At 68.6% G+C, this 10483-nt stretch carries 12 protein-coding genes; 5 read left to right on the top strand and 7 right to left on the bottom strand.

What is annotated here, in order from left to right; all coding sequences use genetic code 11:
* Positions 1 to 260: 260 nt before the first annotated feature.
* Together H7F49_RS18330 and H7F49_RS18325 are read right to left on the bottom strand one after the other, a co-directional pair.
* Complete coding sequence (locus tag H7F49_RS18330) at positions 261 to 728, bottom strand: NUDIX hydrolase (protein WP_185685011.1); 468 nt, start codon at positions 726 to 728, stop codon at positions 261 to 263.
* Between the two features lie 4 nt (positions 729 to 732).
* The gene (locus H7F49_RS18325; RefSeq protein WP_185685010.1) at positions 733 to 1005 is read right to left on the bottom strand and encodes a BolA family protein; all 273 of its coding nucleotides are present in this window, start codon (positions 1003 to 1005) and stop codon (positions 733 to 735) included.
* Between the two features lie 38 nt (positions 1006 to 1043).
* On the opposite strand from H7F49_RS18325, the gene H7F49_RS18320 reads away from it, so the two are divergent.
* Positions 1044 to 1622 carry a J domain-containing protein gene (locus tag H7F49_RS18320; protein WP_185685009.1) on the top strand — a complete coding sequence of 193 codons (579 nt, stop codon included), beginning with the start codon at positions 1044 to 1046 and terminating at the stop codon, positions 1620 to 1622.
* Between the two features lie 38 nt (positions 1623 to 1660).
* Here the strand turns inward: H7F49_RS18320 and H7F49_RS18315 are convergent, their stop codons facing one another.
* Positions 1661 to 2290 (bottom strand): glutathione S-transferase family protein, encoded by a 630-nt coding sequence (locus H7F49_RS18315; RefSeq protein ID WP_185685008.1) that lies wholly within the window; start codon positions 2288 to 2290, stop codon positions 1661 to 1663.
* 106 nt (positions 2291 to 2396) lie between these two features.
* The gene (locus H7F49_RS18310) at positions 2397 to 3029 is read right to left on the bottom strand and encodes a glutathione S-transferase family protein (protein ID WP_185685007.1); all 633 of its coding nucleotides are present in this window, start codon (positions 3027 to 3029) and stop codon (positions 2397 to 2399) included.
* A gap of 108 nt (positions 3030 to 3137) precedes the next feature.
* Here H7F49_RS18310 and cobS point away from each other — a divergent pair, with 108 nt between their 5' ends.
* A complete protein-coding gene (gene cobS, locus H7F49_RS18305; RefSeq protein ID WP_407940325.1) occupies positions 3138 to 4121 on the top strand; it encodes a cobaltochelatase subunit CobS in 984 nt (327 codons plus the stop codon).
* A gap of 252 nt (positions 4122 to 4373) precedes the next feature.
* On the opposite strand, the gene truA is transcribed toward cobS, so the two are convergent.
* Both truA and fmt read right to left on the bottom strand, forming a co-directional pair.
* Positions 4374 to 5129 carry a tRNA pseudouridine(38-40) synthase TruA gene (gene truA, locus H7F49_RS18300; protein WP_185685006.1) on the bottom strand — a complete coding sequence of 252 codons (756 nt, stop codon included), beginning with the start codon at positions 5127 to 5129 and terminating at the stop codon, positions 4374 to 4376.
* A gap of 43 nt (positions 5130 to 5172) precedes the next feature.
* Positions 5173 to 6081, bottom strand: coding sequence for a methionyl-tRNA formyltransferase (gene fmt / locus H7F49_RS18295; RefSeq protein WP_185685005.1), 909 nt, complete (start codon positions 6079 to 6081; stop codon positions 5173 to 5175).
* A gap of 48 nt (positions 6082 to 6129) precedes the next feature.
* On the opposite strand from fmt, the gene recR reads away from it, so the two are divergent.
* From recR to H7F49_RS18280, 3 genes are all read left to right on the top strand, one after another.
* The gene (recR, locus tag H7F49_RS18290) at positions 6130 to 6726 is read left to right on the top strand and encodes a recombination mediator RecR (protein WP_185685004.1); all 597 of its coding nucleotides are present in this window, start codon (positions 6130 to 6132) and stop codon (positions 6724 to 6726) included.
* A 97-nt stretch (positions 6727 to 6823) separates the two neighbouring features.
* The gene (gene def / locus H7F49_RS18285) at positions 6824 to 7393 is read left to right on the top strand and encodes a peptide deformylase (protein ID WP_185685003.1); all 570 of its coding nucleotides are present in this window, start codon (positions 6824 to 6826) and stop codon (positions 7391 to 7393) included.
* Between the two features lie 421 nt (positions 7394 to 7814).
* Positions 7815 to 9236 (top strand): DNA recombination protein RmuC, encoded by a 1422-nt coding sequence (locus tag H7F49_RS18280; RefSeq protein ID WP_185685012.1) that lies wholly within the window; start codon positions 7815 to 7817, stop codon positions 9234 to 9236.
* A gap of 448 nt (positions 9237 to 9684) precedes the next feature.
* Here the strand turns inward: H7F49_RS18280 and H7F49_RS18275 are convergent, their stop codons facing one another.
* Complete coding sequence (locus H7F49_RS18275; protein ID WP_185685002.1) at positions 9685 to 10188, bottom strand: 2TM domain-containing protein; 504 nt, start codon at positions 10186 to 10188, stop codon at positions 9685 to 9687.
* Positions 10189 to 10483: the final 295 nt, after the last annotated feature.

Here is a 10483-nt window from a genome sequence, read left to right as displayed (position 1 = left end):
GGGCGGGAGGCTCCGCTAGCGGAGCCTCCCGCAATCGCATCATGCACCACTTTCAAGATACAAGGGGGACCGCGCTGCCGCAGGCAGCGGGGTGGAGGGGGACAGCAACCGGCCCCCTCCGTCAGCCGGCATTCGCCGTCTGACACCTCCCCCGTTGCATCCTGCGGATGAAACAGGGGAGGATCTGAAAACGCCCGCTCCCCGCCCAACCCGGACATCACGCCACCCTCTCCTCACGCCAGTCCGGGCTTTGAGCCGGCTCAGCGTCGAGGGGCGAGTTCGTCGAGCAGGGTGGCGATATCCTCGGGAAAGATCGTCTCGGGCCAGGCGGGCAGTTCGGCCCGGGTGAACCAGCGATGGGTCATCTGCGCCGCCCGTTCCACCGCGGTGTGGCCCTGGTCGCTCGGGTTGAAGCGCGGCGCATGGACCACGAAGAAGCGCTCGTCCGAGCGGATCCATTCGCCGGTCAGTGTGGCGAACTCGCCGCCGCGGCGTGCGCGTTCGGGGCCGCAGTCGGCCACCTCGAGCCCGGTTTCCTCGAACAACTCGCGACGGGCCGCGGCGGCAAAGGTCTCACCGGGATCGCATTCGCCGCCCGGTCCGCACCAGAACGGGGCCCGGCCCGCCACCACGTAACGGAACAGCAGCACCCGGTCGTCGGGGTCGATGAGGAGGATGCGGGCGGCGCGACGAAGCCGCGGCAGGGTCTGTTCGGCAAGCTCGGTCATCGCGTCACTCGCCGGGGGCACGGGCCTTGATCGCCAGGGCGTGGACCCGCTGGCCGGGAATGTCGCCCAGCGCGGCATTGACCATGCGCTGGCGCTGCAGCCGGCTTTGTCCGGCAAAGGCGGCGCTCTCGATCTCGATGGTGAAGTGGCTTTCGCCCGTGCCGTCATCGCCCATATGGCCGCGATGGCTTGCGCTGTCGTTGATCACGGCGAGGCGCCCGGGGGCGAAGGCCGCGGTCAGCCGCTGCTCGATTTCCTGTGCGATGGGTCCGGTCATGGCTTCCCATCTAACGCATTTGCCCCCATCTGGAAGGGGTGCGACACGACAAATTTCATGGCCGGATCAACGGTTCGGGGCGCGGCTGCGATCGCCCCGGCTGTCGCGAGCAGGGAGAGTTCCGCGCCCCCGGGCTGCGCCCGTCGGGATTCGATGGTCCCGGCGAATACCGCTGGTTCTGCCTGGAGCACATCCGTGAGTTCAATGCCGGGTATGACTGGTTCGCCGGGATGAGCGCGGAGGAAATCCTGGCCGCGCAGCACCCCACGGCGGGGTGGGATTCCGAAACCCGGGCCTTTCGTCCCACGGCCGGGGTCGATGCCGCGCCGCGCTGGGCCGATTTCAAGGACCCGCTCGATGCGATCAGTGCCCGGGCCCGTGCGTTCCGGCCGCACCAGCGTCCCGACGGGCAGGCGATCAGCCCCGAGCAGCGCCGGGCCTTCGATGCCCTGGGCCTGCCCCCGGATGCCGATCGCAAGGCGCTGCGCAGCCGCTATTCGCAGCTGGTGCGCCGCTATCACCCCGATCGCAACGGCGGCGACCGCAGCATGGAAAGCAAGCTTCAGGCCGTGGTCGAAGCCTACAACCTGCTCAAGGGCTCGGCCCTGTTCGCCTGAAGCGCGGGCTCAACCGGGTGGGCGGGCCCGAGGATCGCTCATTTCTGCATGTCGGCAATCAGGGCCTGGTCGATCGCCTTGGCGGCCTTGTAGGCATCGCGCGCCTGCAGCCGCTCGGCATAGGCCACGAAGGCCACGCGGGGTGGCATGGTTCCGAAGGTCAGGCCCCAGTCGATCTGGCTGCCGATATAGACGTCGGCCATGGTGAAGTGATCGCCGCAGACCCACGGACGGCTGTCCGCGAACAGCGTTTCCAGGGTGTCGATCGTCCGTTCGAAACTGCCGAAGCCCAGCATGCCCTGCTTGTCGGCCGGAGGCTCGAAGCCCATCGCCCGGGTGGTCACGGCATGTTCGACCGGACCGGCTGCGAAGAACAGCCAACGGACATAGTCGGCGCGCTCGCTGTCGTGCGGGGCCAGTTCGGCTCCGGGCTGGGCCTCGGCCAGATAGGCGCAGATCGCGGCGCATTCGGTGATCACCCGATCGCCGTCGAGCGCATGGTGAATCAGGGTGGGCACCTTGCCCATCGGATTGGCCGCGAGCAGCGCCGCCGGCTTGTCCTGCCAGTTGACCAGCACCTGCTCATAGTCGGCCCCGGCCTCGTGCAGGGCCCAGCGGGCGATCTGCCCGCGCGACATCGGATGGGTGAAGAAGGTGTATTCGGCCATCGTCGTTCTCCTCCGGGTCCGATCGGACCGCGTCGTGCCAGGTTTCGGTCATGGCCCGCAAATGCGTCAGAAGCGTGGAGCCGCCCGGGGCGGCCGGTCCCCGCGATCAGCGCCGGCGCGCATCCTCGATCGCGGCAACGGCCTGCCACGCGGGGCGCGCCGCGACGCGGTCATACCAGGCGGCCGTGGCCGGATAGGCCTCGGCATTGCGCCCCCAGCCGACCGGCTGCAGCGACCGCAGGGCCGAGGCGACGGCATAGTCGGCCAGGGAGAAGGTCTCGCCCAGCAGCCAGCCCTCGGCCGGGACCACCGATTCGAGCCAGGCGAGAATCGGCGGCAATTCGGCCTCGCCCTGTTCGGCCACCGTGGGATCGAAGGGCCGCTTCAGCAGCTTGGGGCCGACCAGCCGGTGAAACAGGACCTTCAGCCCCGCGCCCATCAGGATGGTGTCGGCGAATTCATCGAACCACACCGCACGGCCGCGCAGCCGGGGGTCCGCCGGAAGAACCGCCGGGGCAGGGCACTTGGCCTCCAGGTAAGCGACGATCGCGGTCGAATCGGCCAGCAGGAAGCCGTCGTCGTCGATCGCCGGAATCTTGCCGAAGGGACTGGCCCGCCGGAACTCGGCATCGTCGCCGCCGGGCGGCGAGCCGACCAACGTCCAGTCCAGCCCCTTCTCCGTGGCGACCAGCGCGACCTTGCGGACAAACGGGGAAAGCAGCGCACCATACAGCTTCATCGCATCATCCTGCGTCCAACGGGGCAATCGGTGCCCGCTTCGCGCAAAGCTTATTGCAGCTTGCACCCCGGGACTATAGGCGCGTCGATGATGAGCGAGACGAGCAGTATGACCGCCCCTATGACCGACAGCCGCGACAACACCATTCTGGCCGCCCCCGACACGACGATCGACGTGCGGACGACCTTCGGGATCGACATCGACATGACGGTCCCGGCCTTCAGCCAGGCCGACGAGCGCGTGCCCGACCGCGATGACAGCTATGTGTTCGATCCGGACACGACACTGGCGATCCTGGCCGGCTTCGCCTTCAATCGTCGCGTCATGGTCCAGGGCTATCACGGCACCGGCAAGTCGACTCACATCGAACAGGTCGCGGCGCGGCTCAACTGGCCCTGCATCCGCATCAACCTGGACGCCCACATCAGCCGTATCGACCTGATCGGCCGCGACGCGATTGTCCTGCGCGACGGGTTGCAGGTGACCGAATTCCGCGAGGGCCTGCTGCCCTGGGCGCTGCAGCGGCCGGTCGCGCTGGTGTTCGACGAGTACGACGCCGGCCGCCCGGACGTGATGTTCGTGATCCAGCGCGTGCTGGAAACCGAAGGCAAGCTGACTCTGCTCGACCAGAACCGGGTGATCCGGCCGAACCCCAACTTCCGTCTGTTTGCCACGGCCAACACGGTGGGTCTGGGTGACACCTCGGGGCTGTACCATGGCACCCAGGCGATCAACCAGGGCCAGATGGACCGCTGGAACCTGGTCGTCGGCCTCAACTATCTGCCGCACGCGGTCGAGGCCGAGGTGGTCGGCAAGAAGGTGCCCGAAATGGACGCCAAGCTGGTGGCCGACATGGTCCGCGTTGCCGACCTGACCCGCAAGGGCTTCGTCGGCGGGGACATCTCGACCGTGATGAGCCCGCGCACCGTGATCAGTTGGGCGCAGAACACCCGCATCTTCAAGGACCCGGGCTTCGCCTTCCGCCTGACCTTCCTCAACAAGTGCGACGAGACCGAGCGCATGCTGGTGGCCGAGTACTACCAGCGCGTGTTCGGCACGGACCTCCCGGAAAGCGTCGTCGGGCGGGGGTGATGCTGCGATCGTAGCCGTCGAGCCGGCAAAAGGCCCCGGTCCCAAAGTCGACCCGTGGCGTTTCCGTCATGCTGAATTTGTTTCAGCATCCATGCTGCCCCCCGCTCGGCTCCGGGACGGGGGTGCTGCGCGTGGGCTACCCGAACTACCGTGGGCACAGCGCCCCATCGACGATGGATGCTGAAACAAGTTCAGCATGACGGTTTTGGAGCAAGCGCGGCCTAGGCGTAGCCAGGGGGCAAACGAAGACCCTCATTCACCCGGATAGCTCGCCGCCACGAAGTACAGCCCCTCGGGCGGGGCATTGTGGCCCAGCGCCTGGCGATCGCGCGCGGCCAGGGCTTCGCCGACCTGCGCCTCGCGCCAGTGGCCCAGACCGACCAGCACTAGGCAGCCGACCATCGAACGGACCTGGTGGTGCAGGAAGCTACGCGCGCCGGTCTCGATCAGCACTTCGTCGCCCTGCCGCCGCACGGACAGCCGGTCGAGCGTCTTGACCGGGCTGTCGGCCTGGCACTGCTTGGACCGGAACGTGGTGAAATCGTGCTTGCCGACCAGCGCCAAGGCGGCGCGATGCATGGCTTCGTGGTCCAGCACCGGGCCCTTGACCAGCCAGGCGCGACCCTGGTCGAGCGTCAGCGGGGCGCGGCGGTTGACGATGCGGTAGAGATAGCTGCGCCCGGTGCAGGAAAAGCGCGCGTGCCAGTCCTCGGGCTTCTCCTCGCAGGCCAGCACCGCGATCGGCCATCCCGCCAGCCGCAGCCGCGCATTCAGCGCCTCCATCAGGCGGAACGGGGCGATGTCCTTGGCCACGTCGACATGGGCGCGCATGGCCAGGGCATGGACCCCGGCATCGGTGCGTCCGGCGGCGTGGAGGGTGACCTGCTCGCCGGTCACGGACTCGACCGCCTCCTCCACCGCCTGCTGCACGGTGGGGCCATGCGCCTGCCGCTGCAGGCCCATGAACGGGGTGCCGTCGAACTCCAGGGTGAGCGCGAAGCGGGTCATGAGGTGCAGATGGTCCCGCGCGCGGCAGAAGCCCGGAGCGCGGTCATTCCAGCCGCGCCCCGGCCGGGATCGGCTTGCCGCGCAGCAGCTCGGTCACGGACATCGCCGGGCGACCGGCGCGTTGCACCACCGTCGGTTGCAACGCTCCCGATCCACAGGCGATGGTCAGGGCCTCATCCAGCACCGTGCCCGGCTCTCCGGTGGCGTCGACAACCTTGGCCGCCAGCACCTTGTAGCGTTCACCCTCGAACGCGAAGAAGGCGCCCGGCGCGGGGTTGAAGGCGCGCACCTGGCGTTCGACCTGTTCCCCCGGGGCGGTGAAATCGAGCCGCGCCTCGGCCTTGTCGATCTTGTGGGCATAGGTCACCCCGGCCTCGGGCTGGGGAATCTCGGGGTAAGCGGGCAGATCGGCCAACACCTGCACCATCAGCCGCGCGCCGAGGATGGCCAGCTCGTCGGTCAGCTCCCCGGTGGTCTTGGCGCCGACCGGGGTCCGGCCTTCCAGCAGCACGGGGCCCGTGTCGAGCCCGCGCTCCATCCGCATGATGCCCACCCCGGTTTCGGCATCGCCCGCGAGGATCGCGCGCTGGATCGGGGCGGCGCCGCGCCACCGCGGCAGCAGCGAGCCATGGACGTTGAGGCAGCCGTGGCGCGGCGCGTCGAGCACCGCCTGGGGCAGGATCAGGCCATAGGCGGCCACCACCGCCACGTCGGCCGCCAGCGCGGCGAAATCGGCCTGGGCCACGGCATCGCGCAGGCTGGCCGGGTGGCGCACCGCGACGCCGTGCGCCTCGGCCGCGCGCTGGACCGGAGAGGGGGTCAGCTCCTTGCCCCGCCGACCGCCGGGGCGGGGCGGCTGGGTATAGGCGCAGACCACCTCGTGGCCCGCATTGATCAGGGCTTCCAGCGTCGGCACCGCGAAGTCCGGCGTCCCCATGACAATGATGCGCATCGGCTTCTCGGCTTTCCGTTTCCGGGCTGGTGCCCTATCTGTCGCGCGATGGCATCGCAAGAGATCGAACGACTGGCCGGCGCACTCGCCCGCCTGCCCGGGCTGGGACCGCGCTCGGCCCGGCGCGCCGTGCTGTGGCTGATCAAGCGCCGTGAAAGTGCGCTCCCGGCCCTGCTCGAGGCCCTGGCGACGGTGCAGGAGGCCCTGGTCGAATGCCGGACCTGCGGCAATGTCGACACGACCGACCCCTGCGCGATCTGCGCCGATCCCCGCCGCGATCCCCGGTCGCTGTGCGTGGTGGAGGATGTGGCCGACCTGTGGGCGCTGGACCGCGCGCACCTGTTCACCGGGCGTTATCACGTGCTGGGCGGGCGGCTTTCGGCGCTGGAGGGCGTGCGGCCCGAGGACCTGACCATCGGCAAGCTGCTCGACCGGGTGGAGCAGGGCGGGATCGACGAGATCGTCCTGGCCATGAACGCCACGCTCGAAGGGCAGACCACCGCGCATTATCTGGCCGAACGGCTCGAGGCCTTTCCGGTGCGCATCACCCAGTTGGCCCATGGCCTGCCGGTGGGCGGGGAGCTCGACTATCTCGACGAGGGCACCCTGGCCCAGGCGCTGCGCGCGCGGCGGCCGGTGGGGTGACGGGGCCAGGGGCGGGCGACCGCTCCGCTTACTCTGATCGCTTTTCCCGTGGGCGCAGTGCCTTGCGCAGTCGCCCCCCCGGGATTATCTCGCCCCCATGGCCATCCGCGAGATCATCGAAGTGCCCGACGCCCGCCTCAAGCAGGTCTCGGCCCCCGTCACCGAGTTCAACGACGAGCTGCGCACGCTTGTCGCCGACATGTTCGAGACGATGTACGATGCCCCCGGCATCGGCCTCGCCGCGATCCAGGTCGGCGTGCCGCTGCGCGTGCTGGTGATCGATCTCCAGCCCGAAGACCCCGACGCCGAGCCCGAGGTCTGCACCGCGCATGGCGGGCACGAGCACACGCACCAGCCGCTGAAGCGCGAACCGCGGGTGTTCATCAACCCGGAGATCCTCGATCCCTCGGACGAGCTGCGCGTCTATCAGGAAGGCTGCCTTTCGGTCCCCGAGATCTACGCCGAGGTCGAACGCCCGGCCCGCATCCGCGCCCGCTGGCAGGACCTCGACGGGAACACCCACGAGGAAGAGATGGACGATCTGCTGGCCACCTGCCTGCAGCACGAGATGGACCACCTGGAAGGGATCCTGTTCATCGACCACCTGTCGCGGCTGAAGCGCTCGATGGCGCTGAAGAAGCTGGAGAAGCTGCGCAAGGCGGCGTGAAGCCGCTTCGGCGCGAGGAGGGCGGCCCAAGGCCGGTGCCCGGTCCCCGGTGGGGTCGGGTGACACTTTCACGCGACCCCCGTCGCCCTGCGTCCTACCCCGGTGATCCAGCAGCCCAAACCGCTGACCCGGCAGCCCACCCTCCGTCATCCTGAACTTGTTTCAGGATCCATCCCGCCTCTCGCGCGGCGGTGGCTCGGGAAAGCTGGACCCTGAAACACGTTCAGGGTGACGAAGAGTAAGGGGCCGGCAGCTCGGGCTCGGCGGGGAGGACCCGGCAGCACGGGCAGGGCAGATGCGGCTTGGCGGCCCCTCCGGGTTGCTCAACCCACAGCCTCGTTGGTGGCCACGCTTGCCAGCCGGGGCGCCTGGCGGTAGTTCCCGGTTCGTTCCGAACAGGGGAAGCGCGTTGGACTCTCAGATGGTGGCCGTCTTTGCCGTGGTGCTTGGTCTTGCTGGCGGCCTCGCGCTCGGTTGGTTCCTCGGCAACCGGCCCGTGGCCGAGTGGCGCCAGCGGTTTGCCGCGCGGGATGCCGAGGCGCGCGCGCTCGATGAGCAGTTCCGCCGCGCGATCACCGACCTTGCGGTGGCCAGCGAGCGGGCCCTGCGCGCGGACGAGCTGGCCCACCAGCTCGATCTGCTCCGTGCCGACCAGGCGCGCATGCAGGGGGAGAAGGCCGATCTGGCCGCGCAGATCGCGGGGATGAAGGCCGATGCCGCCAACTTCGCCGAGAAGGAGCGCCTGCTCCTCGCCGCGCAGGAGGCCTTGCGCAAGGAGTTCGAGAATGCCGGCAACAAGGTGCTGGCCCAGGCGCAGGAGGCCTTCCTCGCCCGCGCGCAGGAACAATTCAAACAGTCGGAGGAGAACAGCGCGGCGCGCCTGAAGCTGTTGCTGTCCCCGGTGGGGGAGCGGCTGCAGAGTTACGAGAAGCAGGTCGCCGATCTGGAAAAGCAGCGGGTCGACGCCTTCGGCGAACTGCGCGGGGTGATCGAATCGGTCCGCGCCGGGCAGGAACAGGTCAAGGCCGAGGCCGTGCGGCTGGGCAATTCGCTGCGCAACGCCCCCAAGGCGCGGGGCCGGTGGGGCGAACAGCAGTTGCGCAACGTGCTGGAACAGTGCGGCCTGGCCGAGCACACCGACTTCGTCACCGAGCATTCGATCGAGACCGAGGATGGCCGCCTGCGGCCCGATGCAATCATCGCCATCCCCGGCCAGAAAAAGCTGGTGATCGACGCCAAGGTTTCGCTCAACGCCTATCAGGAGGCCTTCGAGGCCAGCGACGAGACCGCGCGCGAACTGGCGCTGGCGGCCCACGTGGCGTCGATGCGCGGGCACGTCCAGACGCTGGGCGCCAAGTCCTACCAGAGCCAGTTCGAGGAAGCGCCCGACTATGTGGTGATGTTCGTGCCCGGTGAGCACTTCGTCGCCGCCGCGCTCGAGAAGGACCCCGAGCTGTGGGACTTCGCCTTCCGCAACCGTGTGCTGCTGGCCACCCCCACCAACCTGGTCGCGATCGCCCGGACCATCGCGCAGGTCTGGCGCCAGGACGGCCTGGCCCGTGAGGCGCGGGAGATCGGGCGCATGGGTGGTGAGCTGTATGACCGGCTCGCCACGGCGGCCGAGCACCTCAAGCGCGTGGGTTCGGGGCTGACCTCCGCGGTCGACAACTACAACAAGTTTGTCGGCAGTTTCGAACGCAACGTGCTCTCGGCCAGCAAGCGGTTGCGCGACAAGCACATCGAGATCGGCAAGCGCGAGATCGAGGACGTCCCGGTGGTGGAGAGCCTGCCGCGTTATGGCGAGGGCAGCGAGCTTACCCAGGGGCACGACGCGGACCGGTAAGGCTTGGGCGAAAGAATCGGACCGATCGCCGGTGTGCGTTCCCGCGCAGGGCACCCTGGCTCGGTCGGGTCAGCCAGCTTTCGCCCGATTGCGGGCATTCCGATCCTCCCCCGTTTTGCGCAGCACAACGGGGGAGGGGGACCGCGCTGCCGCAGGCAGCGGGTGGAGGGGGATAGCAACCGGCCCCCTCCGTCAGCCACCTGCGGCGGCTGACACCTCCCCCGTTGCATCCTGCGGATGAAACAGGGGAGGATCGAAGAACGTCGGCTCCCCACCCTGCTCGGACATCACGATTCCTTCCAATCGTCGCCCCGGCCTTGAGCCGGGGCAGTGCTTGCGTGACGACGGTGAGGAAAGAACAGCCCTGTCCCGGGTCCCTGACCTCCGTCAGGGCAGGCAAGCCCGGGACGACGATGATCTTTTTCGGGTCAGCACGGGCATGGCCGGCCTAGTCCCGTGCCACGCGGGTCCGCTCCAGGCGCTTGCGCATCTGCTCCAGTTCCCACCGGTCGCTGAACGGATGGAACACCTCGAACACGCTGAGGCCGTGGTAGGCCAGCCCCAGACCCCAGCCGAGGGCGACCCAGACCGCCCACCAGGTGTGCGGGGCGGACCAGATGTTGGCGGCGAAGGAGGCCAGCACAACCACCGCATAGTTCGCAGCGTGGATGTAGAATCCCTTGATGTCGCGCACGTATTCCAGCGCCTCGCGCTCGGCTTCGGTCAGCTCGGGCAGCGGGGCGGCGGCGGACGGGGTCGGTTCGGGCATGGCGGTTTCCTTCCTCAGATCGGCGAAATCGAGGTCCAGGACGGCCGCCAGGCATTTCAGGGTCTCGGCGCTGGCAGGTGCGCCGCGTTCGATCCGTTGCAGCGTGCGGATGCTGACCCCGGCCATGGTGGCCAGTTGCTCCTGGGTCAGCCCGCGTTCCAGACGCAGCTTGCGGATGATCACGATGCTTGTCCTCCTCGCCACGCCGGATCGCCTTTCGCAGGCTAGCAGACAACGACATCGATACGCCACCGACACGCCACGGGCACGCCATTCGGGCGACATCGGCGGGCTTTGACCGGCGTCCGGCCCGGAAAAAGGGCGAAGGGGTCGCAGGCCAGCACAAGCGCCAAAAAACGTATGGCCCGCCCCGTTTGCAAGGGGGATTTTGAGATGCTCTGATCAGTCTGCGTCAACGTATACGGTCTCACGGGCGAACCCATGGCCAAGATGGACATCCGCACGTCTGGAGCCGCAA

The sequence above is a fragment of the Novosphingobium aerophilum genome (assembly GCF_014230305.1).
In the GTDB taxonomy this organism is placed as follows: Bacteria; Pseudomonadota; Alphaproteobacteria; order Sphingomonadales; family Sphingomonadaceae; genus Novosphingobium; species Novosphingobium aerophilum.
The sequence above is the reverse complement of the archived record's forward strand: the minus strand, read 5'-3'. Positions and strand labels throughout refer to the sequence as shown.